At 62.9% G+C, this 20205-nt stretch carries 14 protein-coding genes, 1 tRNA gene and 1 pseudogene; 9 read left to right on the top strand and 7 right to left on the bottom strand.

Annotated elements, in window-relative coordinates; translation table 11 throughout:
• Positions 1 to 111 precede the first annotated feature (111 nt).
• The 6 genes and pseudogenes from V5B59_RS25335 to V5B59_RS25310 all read left to right on the top strand — a co-directional run bounded on the left by V5B59_RS25335 (position 112) and on the right by V5B59_RS25310 (position 9212).
• Positions 112 to 390: a BrnT family toxin gene (locus tag V5B59_RS25335; protein ID WP_169071678.1), complete on the top strand. Its 279-nt coding sequence runs from the start codon at positions 112 to 114 to the stop codon at positions 388 to 390.
• On the top strand, positions 350 to 673 hold the full coding sequence (locus V5B59_RS25330) for a BrnA antitoxin family protein (RefSeq protein WP_169071677.1): 324 nt from the start codon (positions 350 to 352) through the stop codon (positions 671 to 673). The genes V5B59_RS25335 and V5B59_RS25330 overlap by 41 nt, the downstream gene beginning before the upstream one ends.
• A gap of 69 nt (positions 674 to 742) precedes the next feature.
• Positions 743 to 3577 (top strand): site-specific DNA-methyltransferase, encoded by a 2835-nt coding sequence (locus tag V5B59_RS25325; protein ID WP_169071682.1) that lies wholly within the window; start codon positions 743 to 745, stop codon positions 3575 to 3577.
• Between the two features lie 175 nt (positions 3578 to 3752).
• Positions 3753 to 5162: an ATP-binding protein gene (locus V5B59_RS25320; protein WP_169071681.1), complete on the top strand. Its 1410-nt coding sequence runs from the start codon at positions 3753 to 3755 to the stop codon at positions 5160 to 5162.
• 19 nt (positions 5163 to 5181) lie between these two features.
• Positions 5182 to 6447, top strand: a pseudogene (locus V5B59_RS25315) (UvrD-helicase domain-containing protein); the annotation flags it as partial.
• Positions 6448 to 7007: 560 nt separating this feature from the next.
• Positions 7008 to 9212: a DUF1998 domain-containing protein gene (locus tag V5B59_RS25310; protein WP_169071676.1), complete on the top strand. Its 2205-nt coding sequence runs from the start codon at positions 7008 to 7010 to the stop codon at positions 9210 to 9212.
• A gap of 123 nt (positions 9213 to 9335) precedes the next feature.
• Here V5B59_RS25310 and V5B59_RS25305 read toward each other — a convergent pair.
• A tRNA-Asp gene (locus V5B59_RS25305) sits at positions 9336 to 9412 on the bottom strand.
• A gap of 586 nt (positions 9413 to 9998) precedes the next feature.
• Between V5B59_RS25305 and V5B59_RS25300 the strand changes: the two genes are divergently transcribed.
• Together V5B59_RS25300 and gpmI are read left to right on the top strand one after the other, a co-directional pair.
• On the top strand, positions 9999 to 10922 hold the full coding sequence (locus tag V5B59_RS25300) for a hypothetical protein (protein WP_034908869.1): 924 nt from the start codon (positions 9999 to 10001) through the stop codon (positions 10920 to 10922).
• Positions 10923 to 11106: 184 nt separating this feature from the next.
• Entirely contained in the window at positions 11107 to 12747 is a 1641-nt protein-coding gene (gene gpmI / locus V5B59_RS25295) for a 2,3-bisphosphoglycerate-independent phosphoglycerate mutase (protein ID WP_169071675.1), read from the top strand.
• A 187-nt stretch (positions 12748 to 12934) separates the two neighbouring features.
• On the opposite strand, the gene V5B59_RS25290 is transcribed toward gpmI, so the two are convergent.
• The 6 genes from V5B59_RS25290 to V5B59_RS25265 all read right to left on the bottom strand — a co-directional run bounded on the left by V5B59_RS25290 (position 12935) and on the right by V5B59_RS25265 (position 19490).
• The gene (locus tag V5B59_RS25290) at positions 12935 to 13966 is read right to left on the bottom strand and encodes a DUF2955 domain-containing protein (RefSeq protein ID WP_211203508.1); all 1032 of its coding nucleotides are present in this window, start codon (positions 13964 to 13966) and stop codon (positions 12935 to 12937) included.
• 7 nt (positions 13967 to 13973) lie between these two features.
• On the bottom strand, positions 13974 to 15107 hold the full coding sequence (locus tag V5B59_RS25285; RefSeq protein WP_169071674.1) for an HlyD family secretion protein: 1134 nt from the start codon (positions 15105 to 15107) through the stop codon (positions 13974 to 13976).
• Positions 15104 to 16669 carry an efflux transporter outer membrane subunit gene (locus V5B59_RS25280; protein WP_169071673.1) on the bottom strand — a complete coding sequence of 522 codons (1566 nt, stop codon included), beginning with the start codon at positions 16667 to 16669 and terminating at the stop codon, positions 15104 to 15106. Before V5B59_RS25280 ends, V5B59_RS25285 begins: the two co-directional genes overlap by 4 nt.
• Positions 16670 to 16673: 4 nt before the next feature.
• Positions 16674 to 17807 (bottom strand): AI-2E family transporter, encoded by a 1134-nt coding sequence (locus tag V5B59_RS25275; RefSeq protein WP_169071672.1) that lies wholly within the window; start codon positions 17805 to 17807, stop codon positions 16674 to 16676.
• Positions 17808 to 18057: 250 nt separating this feature from the next.
• Positions 18058 to 19302 carry a diaminopimelate decarboxylase gene (lysA, locus tag V5B59_RS25270; protein ID WP_034908306.1) on the bottom strand — a complete coding sequence of 415 codons (1245 nt, stop codon included), beginning with the start codon at positions 19300 to 19302 and terminating at the stop codon, positions 18058 to 18060.
• Positions 19299 to 19490 (bottom strand): lipoprotein, encoded by a 192-nt coding sequence (locus tag V5B59_RS25265; RefSeq protein ID WP_248595033.1) that lies wholly within the window; start codon positions 19488 to 19490, stop codon positions 19299 to 19301. The genes lysA and V5B59_RS25265 overlap by 4 nt, the downstream gene beginning before the upstream one ends.
• 35 nt (positions 19491 to 19525) lie before the next feature.
• Here V5B59_RS25265 and cyaY point away from each other — a divergent pair, with 35 nt between their 5' ends.
• Positions 19526 to 19843 carry an iron donor protein CyaY gene (cyaY, locus tag V5B59_RS25260; protein WP_034908303.1) on the top strand — a complete coding sequence of 106 codons (318 nt, stop codon included), beginning with the start codon at positions 19526 to 19528 and terminating at the stop codon, positions 19841 to 19843.
• The last annotated feature ends 362 nt before the right edge of the window (positions 19844 to 20205 follow it).

Below are 20205 nucleotides of genomic sequence, written 5' to 3'. Positions count from 1 at the left end.
CTGGTCGCTGTACACTTCGCTGGCAAATACCTCGCTGGCAACGTGGTGTGAAGTCCGGAGTCGCGAGCGTAATGCTTGACATACACACTTCAGTATGTATAGTCATGGTCCATGCGCTACACATGGGACGAAACCAAACGGCAGGCCAACCTGAAAAAGCACGGCCTGGATTTCTCCGATGCGGAAAAAGTCTTTGCCGGACCGTTGTTGCTGATCGATGATCAGCGAGCGGACTATGGCGAGCAGCGCATGATCGGCATCGGCCTTCTGGATTGCCTGGTAGTGCTGATCATGCATGTCGAATCTGACGAGGCAATCCGCATCATTTCCATACGCAGGGCGGACAGCGATGAAACAGACCTTTTCTACCGAAGCGCCGGATACTTCTGACGACGCGCCAAAGCTCACGCAGACGGACTTCGAGCGTGCTCGCCCGCGAATCGCTGGAAAGGATGCCAGCCACGCCGAATGGCAAGCGGCCGTACGGGCTCGCGTGGGCAAGCTGCGCATCAACATCATGCTCGACGCGCCGATCGTTGAACACTTCAAGGCGCTGGCCGGCAAGCGCGGCTACCAGACGATCATCAACGACACCCTGCGCCGGGTAATCGAGACCGGCCACCTCGAAGCCGATCTACGGCGGGTGATTCGCGAAGAGCTGGCACGCCGCTGAATTCACATTCCTGCCCAGCGAAGGATAAGAAATTCAACGGCATCATCGAGAGCATAGTAGGGCATGACCATGGCCAGACCCGGCAATACCAAGACCGTCGAAACGCTGACCCACGACGAGGCCCGGCGCAAGAACATCCCGACCGCGGAATACCAGTCGGTGCTGCCGACCGAGCAGCAGCAGCCGAAGCAGATCCGCTACCCGCGCCCCGACGCTGACAAGCTGGGCGAGGAGAAGTCGGCCAGAAATCGCGACCTCGACCCGCAGCTCGTCTGGCGCGGCAAGGACGAGCAGGACTGGAGCGACCTCGTCGTCTCCGCGCCACCGCTGTACATCCAGGAAAAGGTGCATCCCAAGGTGCTGATCGACGACCTGCTGCGCAGCACCAAGGAGCGCAAGCACGAGGCCGGCCAGATCACCGCCGACCTCTTCGCCGATTTCAACGGCATCCCCAAGGGCGCCGACAAGACCGACTTCTACCAGCACGACCAGAACTGGACCAACCGCATGATCCTGGGCGATTCGCTGCAGGTCATGGCCAGCCTCGCCGAGCGCGAGGGGCTGCGCGGCAAGGTGCAGTGCATCTACCTCGATCCGCCTTACGGCATCAAGTTCAACAGCAACTTCCAGTGGAGCACCACCAGCCGCGACGTCAAGGACGGCAATGCGAGCCACATCACGCGCGAGCCGGAGCAGGTCAAGGCGTTTCGCGATACCTGGCGGGACGGGATTCACAGCTACCTGACCTACCTGCGGGATCGGCTGACCGTGGCGCGGGATCTGCTGACCGAATCGGGGTCGATCTTCGTGCAAATCGGGGATGAGAATGTCCATCGGGTGCGGGCGGTGATGGATGAGGTGTTCGGGGAAGACAACAGCGTCTCGCAAATCAGTGTAATGAAGACTGCGACTCCAAGCGGGCTGTTGGACGACAACTTCTTCTATGTGCTGTGGTACGCGAAAGAGCGAAAGAACACCAAGTTCCGTCCGCTGTTGTTGGACAAGTTCGTCGAGGACTGGGTATCGGAAACGCGAGGCGGTTCATGGGGCCTAAAGTTCAGCCCAGTCGACTATCGACCTCTTGACCCATCGGAGCGCGACGATCCCAAGACGATCCCGAAAGGTGAGGTTTATGCGCTTTCAAAGACGAATTCGGCTGGCCCCGCCGCGACGGACAGGCCTTTCGTGTTTCACGCGAAGAGTTACTCGGCTGGTGTGAATGCGCACTGGAAAACAACCAGTGAAGGCATGGAGAGACTTGTGAAAGCAGACCGCATGGAGACACGCGGGGGTCCTCCTTGGATGCGAAAATTCCATGCCGATAGCCCATTTAAGCGAATGACAAACGCTTGGTTGGATACGTCGGGAAAATCTTCGCAAAGATGGTATGTCGTGCAGACGGATACTCCGGTCATTCAACGCTGCCTCCTGATGGCCACCGACCCCGGCGACCTCGTACTCGACCCGACCTGTGGTTCCGGCACCACCGCCTATGTCGCCGAGCAATGGGGCCGCCGCTGGATCACGATCGACACCTCGCGCGTTGCACTCGCGCTGGCCCGCGCCCGCATCATGGGCGCCCGCTATCCGTTCTACCTGCTCGCCGATTCCCGCGAGGGCCAGCTCAAGGAAGCCGAAGTCACCCGCAGCGCGCCGAGCACGCAGCCGGTGCAGGGCAACCTCCGCCACGGCTTCGTCTATGAGCGCGTGCCGCACATCACGCTCAAGTCGATCGCCAACAACGCCGAGATCGACGTCATCTGGGAGCAGTGGCAGGCGAAGCTCGAACCCCTCCGCGAGTCGCTGAATGCCGCCCTCAACAAGACTTGGCAGGAATGGGAGATCGCGCGCGACGCCGACCCCGGCTGGCCCGACACCGCGAAGATGCTGCACGCCGACTGGTGGCAGGCGCGCATCGCCCGGCAGAAGGAAATCGACGCCTCGATCGCCGCCAGGGCCGATTTCGAAACCCTCTACGACAAGCCCTACCAGAACACGAGGTGTGTCCGCGTCGCCGGTCCCTTCACCGTCGAAAGCCTCTCGCCGCACCGCATGCTCGGCGTCGACGAGGATGACGAGCTGATCGACGGTTTCCAGGAAGACCGCGCCGAGTACAGCGCCCGGCAGTCGTTCCCGCAGTTGATTCTCGAAAACCTCAGGACGGCCGGTGTGCAGCAGGCGCACCGGGAAGACCGGATCAGCTTCACCGCGCTGACCCCGTGGCCGGGCGAGGGAGCGATCTGCGCCGAAGGACGCTATTTCGAAGGCCAGGAAGGTGAAATGCGCGAGAAGCGTGCCGGCATCTTCATCGGCCCCGAGTTCGGCACCGTGCAGCGCAGCGACCTGGTCGAAGCCGCCCGCGAGTGCGGCGAAGCCGGTTTCGATGCGCTGATCGCCTGCGCCTTCAACTACGAGGCGCACGCCACCGAGTTCAGCAAACTCGGACGCATCCCGGTGCTCAAGGCGCGCATGAACGCTGACCTGCACATGGCCGCGGATCTCAAGAACACCGGCAAGGGCAATCTCTTCGTCATCTTCGGCGAGCCGGACATCAGCCTGCTGCCGCAGGACGACGGCAAGCTGTGCATCAAGGTGAACGGCGTCGATGTCTTCAAGCCGCAAACCGGCGAAGTGATCAGCGACAGCACCGACGGCATCGCCTGCTGGTTCATCGACACCGACTACAATCAGGAAAGCTTTTTCGTCCGCCACGCCTATTTTCTCGGCGCCAACGACCCCTACAGCGCCCTGAAAACCACGCTGAAGGCAGAGATCGACGCCGAAGCCTGGGCCAGCCTGAACAGCGACACGTCGCGTCCGTTCGAGAAGCCGAAGTCAGGGCGGATCGCGGTGAAGGTGATCAACCACCTGGGGGATGAAGTGATGAAGGTGTTCAGGGTCTAGCATCATGGCACGTGCTCGGCGGCTTGTCCGGAACATCGATTAGCCATGGTTAACCAACAGCTTGCCGCCATTTGTCAGTTAAGGTAAAAACTTTTATATTAGCCGGAACAACCCGATTGACATGACTGACATCGCTCCCTGGTCGTTTTACGGCCGTCGCTCCGAGCTGCAACAGATGCAGCGCATTCTGGAGCGGCGGCGGTGGTTTTTCCTGCAGATTTCAGGGCGGCGGCGCATCGGCAAGACCGCGCTGATCCAGGAGGCACTGCGCGACGCCGGGATCGACAAGACCCTCTACATACAGATCCCGGATTCCGACCCCGCCGGCGTCGTGGCCGCCTGCAACGGCTATCTGGAAACCTTCGGCATCGATGCGCGGGTAGCCAGCCTGGGCGAGCTGGCACAACTGATCGGCCGGCTGGCAAGCGCTGGTTACGTCGTCGCCCTCGACGAGTTTCAGTATTTCCATCGCAAACAACTGGCTGACTTCTGCTCGCTGCTGCAGGCCGAAGTCGATCGTCTCGCTGCGCGTGCAGCGGAGGTCGTCGGCGGCCTGATCGTCCTCGGCTCGCTGCATGCGGAAATGACGGCGGTGCTTGAGGACCGGGATGCCCCGTTGTTCAACCGCACCACGGATACGATCGAACTGGGACATCTCGACATCGCCTCAGTGCTGGAGATTCTGCGCGTCCATGCCGACGACGATCCGGCACGGCTGCTGTTTCTCTGGAATCTGTTCGAGGGGGTGCCGAAGTTTTACCGCGATGCCTACGAGCAGGGTGTGCTGAATGCGGAGCGCCGGTCCTTGCTGCGCAGCCTGTTCTTTTCCAGCTCGTCGCCCTTGCGTAACGAAGCCGACAACTGGTTTCTGCGCGAGCTGCGCGGGCGGTACGACATGGTGCTGCAATACCTGGCCCGACATCCGGGCTGCACCAACGCCGATATCGAAGCCACCATGGTCGAGCTTTCCGGCCCCGGCGAGGTACGCCAGGTGGGCGGCTATCTGAAAATCCTGTCCGAACGCTACCGCATGATCGAACGACGCTTGCCGATCTTCTCTCCGGCGCGGGCCCGCAGCGGCCGCTATTACATCCGTGACAATTTCCTGCGTGCCTGGCTGTCTGCCTTGCAGCGGCCTGTGTCGGCGGTCGCCTTCAGGCCGGTCGAGGTGCTGATCGACCAGGCAGATGGACGTTTGGCCGATGTCGAAGGGTATGCCCTGGAAGATCTGGCGGGCCAACTCTACGCCGAGCGCAGCCGTCTGGGAATTGGCGACTTCGCGCTCAGCGAGCGGATTCGCGGCTACTGGGATCGCGCCGATGTCGAGATCGACCTGGTAGCGGTAAATGAAGACGAAAAGCGAATTCGCTTCGGCACCTGCAAGCGCAATCCCGACCGGCTGCCTGGCGCTGCCGATGCGCTGAAGCGTAGTGCCGGGCGCTTCCTCGATGCGCATGCGAAGTTCAAAGGGTGGACGAGCGAGTATGTGGCCATCGCACCCGACATTGGCGAGAACGTCAGGGCGGCATTGCAGGAGCGTGACGTCCTGCCGCAGAGCCTCGTCGACCTGACGGCCGGGCTGTAATCCCTGCACGGGACAACCGATGGAATTCCGCATCGCCGACACCTTCACCGATAGCCTGGCGCGCCTGAGCGGCGACGAGCAGCGAGCGGTCAAGACCACGGCCTTCGACCTGCAGCTCAACCCGGCCAACCCCGGCATGAGCCTGCACAGGCTGGACCGGGCGAGGGACCGGAATTTCTGGTCGGTGCGTGTCAGCAGCGACATTCGCCTGATCGTGCACAAGAGCGATACGAGCTTCCTGCTCTGCTACGTCGACCACCACGACAGGGCCTATGACTGGGCGGAACGGCGCAGGCTGGAAACCCACCCAAGGACCGGCGCCGCGCAGTGGGTCGAAATCCGCGAGACGGTGCGGGAGGTGTTCGTTCCCGTGTATGTGCAGGCGGAACTGCCGCTCGCACCGCTGCCCGCCCCGCTGCTGAAGCCGCTGTTCGCCGGTCGCAGCAACGAGGAGTTGCTGGCCTACGGCGTGCCCGCCGAGTGGCTGAACGACGTCAGGCACGCGACCGAGGACACGCTGCTGGCCTTGTCCGACCACCTGCCGGCCGAGGCGACCGAGGCCCTGCTGGAACTGGCGACGGGCGGCAAACCGCGGGTGCCGACAGCACCGCCGGTAACCACCAACCCCTTCGACCATCCGGACGCGCAGCGCCGCTTCCGCGTCATGAGCAACATCGAGGAACTGCAGCGTGCTCTCGATTACCCGTGGGAAAAGTGGACGGTCTTTCTGCACCCCGAACAGCGGCAGTGGGTCGAGCGCGACTACGCCGGGCCGGCGCGCGTTTCCGGCTCGGCGGGAACGGGCAAGACGATCGTGGCCCTGCATCGGGCGGCGTTTCTCGCGCGCGCGCATCCCGATGCCCGGGTGCTGCTGACGACCTTCTCCGACGCGCTGGCCAGCGCCCTGCATAGCAAGCTGAGGCGGCTGCTGGATCACGAACCACGCCTTGCGGAACGTATCGACGTTCATTCGCTCAACAGCATCGGTCTTCGTCTCTACAGGGCGCACATCGGGCCGGCGACCATTGCCAGCCGCGAAATGGTCCGCGAAGTGGTGAGCGAGGCTGCCCGCACCGTGGCCGGCCAGCGCTTCAGCCTGCACTTCCTGCGGACGGAATGGGAGCAGGTGGTCGATGCCTGGCAATTGTCGACCTGGGGGGAATACCGCGATGTGGCCCGGCTGGGCAGGAGGACCCGCCTGCCGGAGGCGCAGCGCGCGCTGCTGTGGTCGATCTTCGAGCGCGTTCGTTCGGCCTTGCACGAACGCAAGCTGGTCACCCACGCCGGATCAAGGCTTTGTTCAGATCCGATCGGAAATCATGCTGCCAGAGTTCCTGGACTCGGCGCCACTGGCCAGGTTTTTTGGAATCGAGCCAGAGAATCTGGGCTCCTGTTCGACGACGATGGAGTGAGGCCTACCTGCCGATGGCTCAGGAGCAAGTGGATGGCGGTTTGCGGCGACTGGTTCGTCACACTCTTTTCGAGGGTCAGGAGACTGAGCGGCTCGTTCGACAGGCGGGTGTCGAAATGGAAGTGGCCTTCGACGAATGGCAGGCCGAGTGGCAGGCGCTCATTGAGCAGGAATCCGGCTTGGGACCAGGGGCCACAACCGATCCGGCTGCGAAGGCCATCGGCTTCCAGAAAAAGCGGTTGGCCGAGGAGTATCTTCTACGCGAGCTGGCGACCCAGGGCTTCCTTCCAGGCTATGGATTCCCGACATCCATTGCCAGCTTTGACAACACGACAGTCACTGCTGCGAGGCGCCTACCGCCGCCTGACGGGCCTGCCAAACGTGGCCGCGACGACAATCGTTTTCAGAAGCGGGATCTCGCCAGCCGAGACCTGGTGACCGCTCTGCGTGAGTACGCTCCCGGTGCCGAACTGGTGATGGACGGTCTGGTGTATCGATCGGCGGGAATTACCCTGAACTGGCATATCCCGGCGGATCAGGAGGGCGCCAGGGAAACCCAGGCGATCAAGTTCGCGTGGCGGTGTCGAAGCTGTGGCGCGAGTGGCACGACGATGTCGCTGAAGCTTGCCTCGAACTGTGACGCTTGCGGTGCCGGGGTACAAGCCAACGATATCCAGCAGTTCCTTGAACCAGCCGGGTTTTCGGTTGACTTCTATGAAGAGCCGCACAACGACGTGACGAGGCAGCAGTTTGTCCCGGTCGAGCGTCTGTGGATCAGTGCAAGAGGGGAGTGGTCTCCCATGCCGAATCCGGCCTTGGGGCGGTTTCGGGTGACCACAGACGGGCGTGTGTATCACCATTCGGCCGGTCTTCATGGCAAAGGCTACGCTCTGTGCCTGAGTTGCGGACGTGCCGAGCCGATGCTTGCGGACGGGAAGCCGCCAAAGCCTCTCGCACCAGGTTCAGAACACAAGAAGCTGCGCAGCCGAGCCACGGACCGGGTGTGCGCCGGTAGCACCAATCAATATCAGATCAAGACTGGCATCGCGCTCGGCCATCAGGTGCGCACGGATGTTCTGGAGATTCAGCTTCGCGATCTCAATGGCCAGTGGGTCAGCCATCGTGGCATCGCCCTGACCATTGCCGTCGCTTTACGTGATGCACTTGCTGCATTGCTTGGTGTTCAGACGGGCGAGCTGGGATGCGACGTTCAGGAAACCCGCGCCGCGGACAACCAGCGCTGCCAGTCCGTTTTCGTCTTCGATCGGTATGCTGCAGGCTATTCGTCGAGCGCCGAACGTCTGATCAACGACATGTTCAGGGAAGCCGCCAAGCGTCTGGATTGCCCGAAGGCGTGCGACAGCAGTTGCCCACATTGCATCCTCGATTTCGATCAACGATTCGAGGCCGGTGTGCTCGACCGATTTGCGGCTTTGACTGTCGTGTCGGCCGACTGGCTGGACATGCTGAAGATTCCCGAATCGCTTCGCTACTTCGGGGACAGCTCCAAGGTCGAGATCTCGGGAATGGTGGCGGCGGTGTTGCGGGAAAGCAGCCATCCCGATGCGCTGCAAACACGCCTGTTCGCGGGCGGCTCGTCGGACAGCGTCGATCTTGCGGCTTCCTCGCTCAGGCTGGTCGCCTACCGCCTCGCGGCACTTGCCCGTCCGATCGAAATCGTGATCGAGAAGGCCTTGTTTGAGAGGCTTTCCGAAGCGAACCGGTTTGCTTTGTCGAGTCTGGCCGACCACCCCGGGATCAGCATTGGCTTGACGACCGCGCTACCGCGCGCTGCTGGCGCCTGCATCCTTGCCGAGGTCAGTCACGGGGCGTCTGGCGTGGCGTGGGCCAGTACGGACGGCGAGTCGATGGTACCGAATGAGGAATGGGGGGTTTCCAGGTCGCCATTGGTCATTGGCACGCTGGCGAGCGGAACCGACACCGTGAGCACAAGGGTTGAATCAGCCGAGATCAGGCCGCAGGTATTTGCAGCAGGCGACCGCGAGATCGTTCTGCATCATCAGGTAGATGGTCCGCTCCAGGGATTCGGGACGAGGCTGTGGCAGATCATCTCGGACGAACACCATGAGACGTTGCAGCAACTCCAGAACTCCAGCGCGGATGTGGTGGCGATCACCTACAGTGACCGCTACCTCTTTACTCCGTTGTCAATTGCGCTGCTGGTGGATCTGGTCAGCCGTCTCAAGGCGATCGTGGGACAGGCGCGATGGGACGACCCGGAGCTTACGATAACGACAACCGCCGTTCGCAGCGGTGGTGAGAGCCGCGTGTTCAACCGCGTCTTCGCAGATTGGCCTGACCTGAGTGTCCGCAACGCAGTGGCAAGAGGGGCGTTCGAGTACCTGGGGATGCGCACGACAGTCCTGGTGCCAAACAAGTTCTCGGTGCAGCATGGCCGCGTACTGGAAGCCAGGTTTTCTGATGGCAAGACGCTGACGGTTCGGCTGGACCAGGGAGTCAGCTACTGGCGTGTACCTGCCTTGTCAGGTGCAAGACAGCCTCCAGTGGCATTCGATTTCACCAAATCAGCAAACGCTCAAATCAGAGAGGTAGTGGAGATGCGCGTTGCCGTCGAAGGAGGTGCGTTGCCTACCGAATTGTTTGTGAAGCTTCGGTAGCTCCGCCGTGAACTGAGCTCCGGCCGGATTTCACGCCATGCCATGCAAGCGCATCCCATTTGATGGGATTCCCATTCGCATAAACCTGAAACCCTTGCTACGACTGGCTTTTCTGGCTATTTATGGCGGAGTGGACGGGACTCGAACCCGCGACCCCCGGCGTGACAGGCCGGTATTCTAACCAACTGAACTACCACTCCGTGCTGCTGAAAACATCCTGCGATGGTGCCGCGCTTCCCCTTTGGCTGGCGGAGGAAGCCCTCGCGCTGTGGAAGCTGCGCATTATAGCGAATTTCGGCGTGCGAGCAAGGGGGTGAGCGCATTTTTCCAGCGCGACGGCACTCTCGGCCTGCGCACCATCCGCCAGTGTAGATCTTGCGCACCGCCATCTGCTTCTCGGGCAGCGTGCCGGTCTTGTCCGAACGTAACTACTCAGGTACTGCATCTTGTTAAAAATCAACACGTTGCAAATATTGAAATAGCATAATGACGAATGGGACTGATTTAGAATCAAGTGGTTGCAAATTTATGCCATTGTTTTCATGTTTCTAACCAATTGTTTTTACATAACAATTTTACCTGAGTAGTTACGTCCGAACAAATAATGGAAATGCTGGTCGAGTGTCGGAAAATTTTACACTTGCCACCGGGCCGGCCATAATGTGTCCGACAGCCGATTGATTTAAGGCCTTCATTTAAGGTCTTCATCGAGGTCGGATCGATTCTTGCTTCTATTCCCGGATGGGCCAGATCTGTAGAATGATTTTGCGTCGGACAGGATACCGGGTGGTACTGGCGGTGATGACGGTCATCTGGCTTGCGACCAGCGCGCTGGCCTACCCCATTGGTGACGATGCTGGCAGCCTGTCGGCGGCAACCGGCAGCCGCCACCGGCATCCGCTGGACTCGGCAGCACTTGTGGGCGTGGATCATTCGCCGGAACATCTGCAAGCATCATTGCTGGCGACCGATCCACACTTCGTCTCACCCACCTGGTCCGCCAGCGGCATGGAGTCGCCAGATCTCCGGTTCGGACCGCTACAGCCCGCTGTGGATGGGAGTTCAGACCCGGCCGGCTTCGAGCAAGCGGATCCATGGTTCGCGGTACCGCCTGCCATGCTCGGAGGAAAACCCCGACAGCAGCCGGCAGCCGCGATACCGGGCCGGGCGCAGGCCGCCCATACCGCAGCCGCAGCACCCGCCGACGCAATCGCCACGGTGGTTAACGAGTTGCAGGAGTCGATGGCTGAAACGATCAGCACAGCATTCGATGCCAACAAGGATTCGCAAGGGCGGGTCACTTTCTCGCTGGCCGGCATCGAGGGGTTTCACTATTCCACCCAGGGTGGGGCGCTGACTTTGGGGCACGCTGACACCTCGCTGGCCATCGTCGAACGCGATGTCCGCCTGTCCGATCAGCAACAGCGCGCAGCCATTCGCAGTGCGCCCCCAGCGTCGCATGATCCTGAAACCATGCGCGAGTGGATCGAGTTCATCAAGGAAGTCCTTGGCTACCCCTTGTTCTGGGTAGTGATTTTTTTCCTGGTGATCGGCAAGATCGTACTGTATTTCGCCAGCCGCCGGCGCAGGAAGCAAAGGCACCGCATTCGCTCCGAAAGCAGCCAGCAGGCGAAAGTCCAGCGCATCCGCAAGCGCGTGCGCATCCGGATCAAGCGCTCGCCATCCAGGGTCGGCATCCAGGAATTCTAGCCACCCTTGCAACTCCAGCAAGCGCCCTTGGCGTCCCCTGGAAATATTTTGCAAGTACCCGTTTTCAAATGAGATTGTTTATCAAGCCAGGGAGCATGGCTTGCGGTATACTGGATCCGTTGCCGCTGATTTCCGATTCGTAGCGGCCTGTGCTCACACCTCTTTACTTCCCCAGGAATCCATCATGTTGCAGAAGTCCGCCTCTTTCCCTGGAATTCAGGGCCCGATCGTGACGATCGTCATGGACGGCTACGGCATCGCCAAATCCGATGTCGGCAGCGCCATTGCGGCTGCCAGAAAACCGACCCTCGATCGCCTTTTCGCCAACTACCCGAACATCACCTTGCGCGCCCATGGCGTCGCCGTCGGCATGCCTTCCGACGAAGACATGGGCAACTCCGAGGTCGGTCACAATGCCATCGGTGCCGGCCAGGTCTACAGCCAGGGCGCATCGCTGGTCGCCGACGCCATCGCTTCCGGCTCGATCTGGCAAGGCGCTGCCTGGCAGCAGATCGTCGCTGGCGCCCGGGCGGGCCGTGGCGTGATCCACTTCATCGGTCTGTTCTCCGATGGCAATGTGCACAGCCACATCGACCACTTGCGGGCAATGATCCTGCGCGCCAGGGAAGAAGGCGTGCCGGCCGTGCGGGTTCACATCCTGATCGATGGGCGTGACGTCCCCGAGACCAGTGCGCTCGAGTATGTGCTGCCTTTCGAGGCCTTCCTCGCCGAACTCTGCCGCGACGGTTTCGATGCCCGCATTGCCTCGGGCGGTGGCCGCATGAACATCACCATGGACCGCTATGAAGCGAACTGGAACATGGTCGAGAAAGGCTGGCACACGCATGTTCTCGGCGAAGGCGAGCAGTACGAGAGCGCGTCGGAAGCGGTCAAGGTGCTGCGCGTCAAGTTGCCGGGAACGATCGACCAGGATCTGCCGCCGTTCGTCATCGCCAGCGATGGCCGGCCCGTCGGCACCATCGAAGACGGCGATTCGGTAATTTTTTTCAACTTTCGCGGCGACCGCTCGATCGAGATCACGCGCGCTTTCGAAGAAAAAAGTTTCGACAAGTTCGATCGCATCCGCGTGCCCAGCGTGACCTATGCCGGGATGCTGCAGTACGACGGTGACCTCAAGCTTCCCAAGCGCTTCCTGGTCGATCCGCCGGCCATCCTCGACACCATGGGCGAATGGTTTGCCAAATCCGGCATTACCCAGTTTGCCTGTTCGGAAACACAGAAGTTCGGCCACGTGACCTATTTCTGGAATGGCAACCGCTCGAACAAGTTTGATGGCGAAACCTACCAGGAAGTGTTGAGTGACGTGGTGCCCTTCGAACAGCGGCCGTGGATGAAGGCCGCCGAGATCGCCGATGCGATGATCGAAGCCCTGAACAGCGGCCAGTACCGAACCTTGCGCTGCAATTTCGCGAATGGCGACATGGTCGGCCACACGGGCAGTTTCCGTGCCGCGACGATGGCCATCGAGGCGGTGGATCTGCAACTGGCGCGCATCCTGCCGGTGGTCCAGGCGCTCGGTGGCGTGGCGCTGATCACCGCCGACCACGGCAATGCCGACGAGATGTACGAAATCGACAAGAAAACCAAACAGCCGGCACAGAATCCGGACGGATCATTCAAGGCGAAGACCTCGCACACCCTCAATCCGGTGCCGTTCATCCTCTACGATGCGGTCACTGGCGGCAGGCTGGGTCTCAAGCAGTTGCCAAGCGCCGGTCTGTCGAACATCGCAGCGACGATCACCCATCTGCTTGGTTTCGAGAAGCATGCCAAGTGGGATGAGAGTTTGCTGGAGGTGAAATAGGGTTTTCTGCCGGAGCACTGCTTACGGCAGTTCCGTAAGCAGTGTTGCTGCGAAGCGGGCAAAGCTCGGCGAACGCCGCAAGCGTTTCAGGTCGGTTTCTGTGGCACAACACCTTGATGATCAGACAACCCCATCATGGTCAGCAAACCGATCGCCAGGTCGATCAGGATCATGCGGCTCTCCTTCTTCAGCCGTTATGGAAGAACAGGGCCTCGCGTCTTGAGGCGCGCCAGCGTTCGAGCAGCCAGACCGTCGCCCAGGCATAGAGCGCGACGCCGACGAACAGGCCGACACGGACCGCGGACGCCGCCAGTACCCCCGTGCCGCCAGCGCTGTCCTCGATCGCCGGACCGAGCAGGATCAGCATGGTCATCAGCGCATCGTTCCAGAACACGGGCGGGAAGCCCGTGCGCCTGACTCCGAAGAGTCGTGCGCCGGCCCAGAAGGCGGCCGCCATCATCCACAGCAGCAGCATCCACAGGTTGGGCCAGAGCGACAGGCCGCACCAGACGACCAGGGCCATCACCGCCCCCATCAGCGTCGACCCGACCAGTTCCTTGCCGGCCGAGCGGGTGTCGGTCGAACCCGCCTGCTGCCCGAGGGTGGCGGTCTTCATGATCGCCGCCAGATAGAACGAGGGGTCGGTCAGCGCCAGGATGAACACCGGCATCACCACCAACGTGCCGCGCAGCGCGATCCAGCTCGCCGTCTCGCGGCTGGGGGGCAGCGCCTTGGCGACCTTCGCTGCCGCACCGGGCGGGTCGGGAAAGAAGGCGTGCGACAGGCTGCCGACCAGGCCGCCAACGGCGATCCCGGCGGCGATCGTCACGCTGATGACCGTCACCAGTGCCTGCTCGGCAACACCGGCGACCGGGATCAGCGTGAAAACCACGACGAGGAGCATGGTCAGCGGGTTGCCGGTGCGGATGCCGAAGAAGAACAGCGCGTACAGGATCGCGCCGGTCAGCACGACCGCGGACAGCGCGTAGTTTTCCAGCAGGGGGACCATCAGCACCCCCATCACCAGCAGGCCGGCGAGCAGCAGGGCAAAGGCCGCCACCCTGAGCGGCGGAATCGGCGGGCCCGGCTTGCACAACACAATCATGGCCAAGAGGCAGACCACGTGCGGCATCTGCAGCGCGAACCCGTAGGCGACCAGCACGGCGAGGCCGAGGCCGACCGCCAGCCGCAGAACCGCCTTGTCCGCCGGAGCGATCATCGGTCGCTCAGTAGAGGTAGGAGAGCAGGCTCATCAGCCGGACGTAGGCCGCGCCGAGCAGGTTCATGACGACGTTGTCGCCGGTGAAGACCATCACCTCGGCCTGGCCACCGGGGCGGACCCTGCCCAGATGCTCCGCTTCCGCAGTGTCGAACTCGATCGCCACCGGGAAGCGCTGCGCCTGGCGCAGCCAGTCGCGGCTGTTCTGGATCGTCGGCAGCGTTCCCGGTGGCGCCTGCTGGCCGGAACTGACGCCGCCGCCGACACTGCGCACGCGGCCCTTGAGCACTTCGCCGGGCAGCACGTCGAGGACGATCGCCACCGCGTCGCCGGGATCGATATTGCCGAGGTTGTTCTCGGTCAGGTCGGCGTTGATCCACAGGTCGTGGATGGCGATCAGCGTCATCGCCGCCGCGCCCGCCTGGGCGAAATGGCCGACATCGGTGCGCAGGTCGGTGACGACGCCACGGCCGGGGGCGACCACCTGTGTGTGCGCCAGGTCCAACTCGGCCTTCTCGATCGCCGAGCGCGCGCTACGCAGTTGCGCGTTGTTGTCGCCGCTCTCGCCGGCGGCTTCCTGCGCCTTGCGCAGGTCGGCCTCGGCGGCCTTTTCCTGGCTGCGCGCCTGGATCCGGGTGGCCTGCGCGACCTCCAGCCGGCGCACCGAAATGGCGCCGGGATCCTCGGCGTAGAGCGTTTCCTGCCGCGTCGCATCCTTGTCGGCCTTGACGTGGTTGGCCTGCGCCGCCTGCAGCGAGGCGCGTGCCGCCTCGACGGTTGCCGCCGAGGCATTGACCGAGCGCTGCACCGACTCGTAGTCCGAGCGGCTGCGCTGCAGTGCGATCCGGTACTGGGTCGGATCGATGTCGAACAGCGGCTGCCCCGCCTGCACCTCGTCGTTGTTCCTGACGTGCACCGCCAGCACCTTGCCCGCCACTTCGGCCGCGACCGGCACGACGAAGGCCTGCACCCGCGCCTGCGTGGTGTGCGGCGTCAGCCGGTCGGCGGCGAAATACCAGAGCAGGCTGGCGGCGATCAGCGCCAGCACCACCGTTGCGCCGATCCGGGTCGCCTTGCCCGGCTGCGGTGCTTCGCCGCCGGTCGCGGTCGACGGGTTCTGGCTGGGCGATTCCTCGGTCATCGTTCTTCCCTCTCCGGTGTCATCTGGGACGGGGCGGCATCGGGCGACGGCAGCGGCACCGCCAGCAGGTCCCGCCAGTCGCTGCGCTCGGCCATCGTCTCGCGTGTCGCGTCGTCGACCAGCGGCCGGCCGCGCGCCTGCTGCCAGCCGCCGCCCATCGCCTTGTACAGCGTGATCAGGCTCTGCGCGACGTTGCCGAGGTTGTTTACCAGCCGTTCCTGCTGGTTGAACAGTGCCCGCTGCGAATCGAGCACGCGCTCGAAGCCGGCCATCCCTTCGCGGTACTGGATGGTGGCGATGTCGAGCGAGCGCTGCGCCGCCTTCACCGCTTCCTCGAGCAGCGGCACCTGTGCGCGGTTGGCGACGAAGCCGACGGCCGCGTCATCGACCTCGCGCGCCGCCTGCAGCACCGTTCCCTGGTACTGCTCGTAGAGCTGCTGGAAGCGGGCGTCCTGCACCAGCACCTCGTTGCTCAGGCGGCCGAAGTCGAAGACGTTCCACACCAGGCTGGGGCCGATCGCCCAGTCGAACTTCCTCGGTGCCCCGGACAGCGACGTCGACGAGACGCCGAGCGAGCCGAGCAGCGCAACCGATGGGTAGAGGTCGGCGACGCTGACCCCGATCAGCGCCGATTGCGCCGCCAGTTGCATCTCGGCGGCGCGCACGTCGGGGCGGCGGCGCAGCATCTCGGCCGGCATGTCGGCAACGATCGCCAGTTCGGTCCGCGGAATGCGCTCCTTGCCGGCCGCCATTTCAGGCAGCGGACCCGGCGGGCGGGCGAGCAGCACGGAGAGCGCGTTCTGCGTCTGGCGCAGGCTGCCCTCGATCTGCGGGATCGCGGCGAGGGTGCCGAGGTACTGCGACTTCGCCTGCTGCACGTCGAGTTCGGAGTCGTTGCCGTGCTTGAAGAGGCGTTCGGTGATCTCCAGGCTGCGCTTCTGCAGCGCGGCGTTTTGGTGCGCGATCGTCAGCCGCATTTCGAGGGTGCGGATCGACGCGTAGAGGGTCGCGACCTGCGCCGCGATCAGCACCTGCAGGTCGTCGTACTGCGCGATGGTGGCGAAGTAGCCGGCATCCGCGGCCTCGATGCTGCGCCGGAACTTGCCCCAGAAATCGATTTCCCAGCCGACGCCGAAGCCGATGTTGTACGCCGTCAGCGCGGTGTCCGGGCCGCTGCTCGCCTCGGTTCCCATGCGCACGAGCTTGCCGGTCACCTGCTGCTGCTGCGGGTAGAGCAGGCTGCCGGCGATCGCCAGTTGCGCGCGCGCCTCCATGATGCGCATGCCGGCCGTGCGCACGTTCGGGTTGACGCGCTGCGCCTCGGCGATCAGCGCGTCGAGTACGGAGTCGTCGAAATTGCGCCACCATTCCTCGGTCTGCGTCCGCGGCCTGCCGCGTTTTTCCTCGACCAGCGCCGTCAGCGAACCGCCCGACCAGTCGGCGAGCCAAGGCGTTTCGGGCCGCTTGAAATCCGGCCCGACGGCGGCGCAGCCGGCGAGCAGCAGCGCCGCGGCGAGGAAGGAAAGCGGACGGCCGGACGCCCCGGCAGGGCGTTTCCTCACCGGGTCAGAGTGTCATGGAACCCGGCCCGCCCGCGGCCGGTTGCCGCGCACGCTCCGGGTTGTCATCGACCCAGCGCATGAAGATCTGGTAGCCCAGCGCGAGTGCTGCGGCGCCGACGAACATGCCGAGGATGCCATCGGTCGCCATGCCGCCAAGCGCGCCGATCAGGATCACCGGCATCGGCGCATCGACGCCGCGGCCGAGCATCAACGGCTTCAGGACGTTGTCGACCGAGCCGGCGACCATGATCAACACGCTATAGACGATGGCCGGGGTCGTCGCGTAGTCGCCGCTCGTCCACATCCAGCCGATGACGGGCAGCGTCACGATGGCGGCAGGCACCTGCGCGACGCCGAGCAGGAGGACGACCAGCGCCAGCGCACCCGCGAACGGGACGTCCGCGATGATCAGCGAGATGCCGACCAACAGCGCCTGGATGCAGGCGATGCCGATGACCCCCGAGGCAACGGCGCGCACCGTCGAGGTCGCGAGCTGGGCAAACTCGGCGCCGCGGGCGACGCCGGCGAAGCGCTCGAAGATCGCCTGCATGGCGAGGCCTCCCGATTCACCGAAGGCCATCATGATGCCGGCGACGATGAACGAAAACATGAATTTGAGCAGGCCGCCGCCGAGGCTGGCAACGATGCCCAGCGCCTTGCCCGCCAATTCGCCGATCTTGGGTTGCATGTTCTTGACGAGTGTGGGCAGGTCGTTGTGAGCCTGCGACCAGGCGGCATGGGCCTTCTTGCCGATGATCGGCAGTTCCGCGACGCTTGCGGGCGGTGCGGGGAGACTGAGCGTGTTGTCCTTTACCCCGTTGATCAACTCATGCACCGAATCACCGAACGAACTGCCCAGGATCACGGTCGGCACGACGATCAGGCCGAGGCCGAGGACGACGATCAGCGTCGCCGCACGCCCCTGCCTGCCGCCGATCCAGTTCGCGAGTATCTGCTGCAGCGGATAGAGGGTGATCGCCAGGATCAGCGCCCACAGCATCATCGTCAGGAACGGCGAGAAGAAGTGGAAGCACAGCCACACGAGGGCAAAAACGAGGCCGACGCGGATGAAGACGTCGAGCAGGCGGCGCGCCACGCGGTCTTCCAGTTCGTGATCGGGTTCGCGGGGGGAATTCATCGGGCATCTCCTTCTGTTTGGGTAAGGCATCGGCAAGCATCTGCGCCGGCAGGGCTACCCACTTAAGCCGGGACAGATTCTAATTTCAATGGGTTACCACTCCGGACAACTCCGCAATCGGCGTCGACGGCCAGGTCTTTTCGAGAGTCGCGATCGGGATGAGTCTGGCCTCTTTGACGTGGGAGCAAACCAGATGCCTCAGGGGTATCAACGGTATGCTTTCTCCGAACGTGGTTCCCCGCCGCCCTGCTCACGGCAGCCGCTGTTCCAGCGCATACAGTTCCTCGACCGTTTCGCGGCGGCGGACGAGATGGGCAGCGGCGGCGTCGACCATCACTTCGGCCGCACGCGGTCGGGTGTTGTAATTCGAACTCATGACCATGCCGTAGGCGCCGGCCGACAGGATCGCCAGGAGATCACCGGCGGCGAGCGCCAGTTGGCGGCCGTGGCCGAGGAAATCGCCCGATTCGCAAACCGGGCCGACGATGTCCCACGACCTGGCGGTTTCGTTCCGAACGGCGACCGGAACAATGTCGTGCCAGGATCCGTACAGGGCCGGACGGGCGAGGTCGTTCATCGCCGCGTCGACGATCGCGAAATTCTTGATTTCGCCAGGTTTCAGATATTCCACACGGGTCAACAACAGACCCGCATTGCCGACCAGGCGGCGTCCGGGTTCGAGCAGAACCTGCAGCTGGCGCTCCTCGAGCTTCTCGAGCATCGGTTGCAGGTAGGCCTTGACGGTCGGCGCCTCTTCGTCACGATAGCGGATGCCGAGGCCGCCACCCAGATCGATGTGATGCAGCACGATGCCGTCCGCCGTGAGCTGATCGATCAACAGCAGCAGCTTGTCGAGCGCTTCCTCAAAGGGCGCTGCATGCAGCAACTGTGAACCGATATGGCAGTCGATACCGGTGATTTCGAGGTTCGCCAGGGTGGCGGCATGCCGGTACAACGCTCGCGCGTCGGCGCAAGCGACGCCGAACTTGTTTTCCTTGAGGCCGGTCGAGATATAGGGGTGAGTCTTTGCGTCGACGTCCGGATTGACGCGCAGGCTGATCGGTGCCTTCTTGCCGGCCCTTGCGGCGACCGCATCGAGGCGTTCGAGCTCGGCGGCGGATTCGACATTGAAGCAGAGGATGCCGGTGCCGAGCGCCAGTTCCATCTCGGCAGCCGTCTTGCCGACGCCCGAGAAGACGATTTTCCGGGGGTCGGCACCGGCAGTCAGCACCCGCTTGAGCTCACCGGCCGAAACGATGTCGAAGCCGGCACCACGGCGCGCAAAGACGTCCAGCACGGCGAGGTTGGAGTTGGCCTTGACGGCATAGCAGACCAGCGAATCGAGGCCGATCAGTTCCTGCTGGAACTCGTCGAAAGCCGTTTCGAGCGCGTGCCGCGAGTAGACCCAGCAGGGGGTGCCGAAGCGCTCGGCGATGTCGATCAGGGAGACGGATTCGGCGTGCAGTACGCCATCCTGACAGGTGAAGGCACTCATCGGGCTGGCTCCGCAGGCGTGTTAGAATCCTTTGCAGTCGTGGCGTCGCTTGCCGTGCTCGCTGCAGGTTTGGTAGTTGCCGCAGTAGTCGGCTTCGCCGGAAGCGGCGGGTAGGTCAGACTGCCCTTGGTGCCACAGGCGCCAAGCACGAGGGTTGCCAGCAAAGCCAGCGCAAGAGGTTGCCACATGGGTCGGTGTGAGAAATTGGGGATGGTAGCACAGGATGAATGACAAGGAATTCAACGCGCTCGCCGAGGCAACGTTCCAGCAGATCGAAGGCGCGCTGGAACGTAGCGGCGCCGATCTCGATTTTGCGATGGTCAGCGACAGCGTGCTCGAAATCGAGTGCTCCGACGGCAGCAAGATCATCGTCAATCGGCACGACGCTGCGCAGGAGATCTGGGTTGCCGCCAGAAGCGGCGGCTTCCATTACCACTGGGACGGCAGTCGCTGGCAAGACACGCGCCATGACGAGGAACTGATGGCGGCGCTGTCAAGGATCGTTTCGCAACAGACGGGGGAGATCGTTTCGCTGCTCTAGCCCCCCATGCTGCACTTGCGAAAGTAGCAGAACCAGCACGAAAAAAAACGAAAAAAATGTTGCAAAACAAAATACTTGTGCGAAAATGCGCGACTTCTTAAAAAAGAGACAACCAACGTGGGCAGTTTACCCAGATCAACCGACTCGACAACACGGCGTGGCTTGACCACGGCAGCGGTGTAACCAGCGATCACCCAGCGCGCAGCCCCGTAACGGGGAAACCGCGCCTCCAGCCTCCTGGCCTCCACACCTTTGCAGTGTTGGAGGTTTTTTTATGCCGCTCTGGCGGCGAGAGGAGGCAAACAATGCTGTATCTTGCATCATTCCTGGACCAACCGGTCCGCGGCAAGACCAACGAAATC

Source organism: Candidatus Accumulibacter contiguus (assembly GCF_036625285.1).
GTDB lineage: Bacteria > Pseudomonadota > Gammaproteobacteria > Burkholderiales > Rhodocyclaceae > Accumulibacter > Accumulibacter contiguus.
This window is presented reverse-complemented; position numbering and strand designations above follow the sequence as displayed.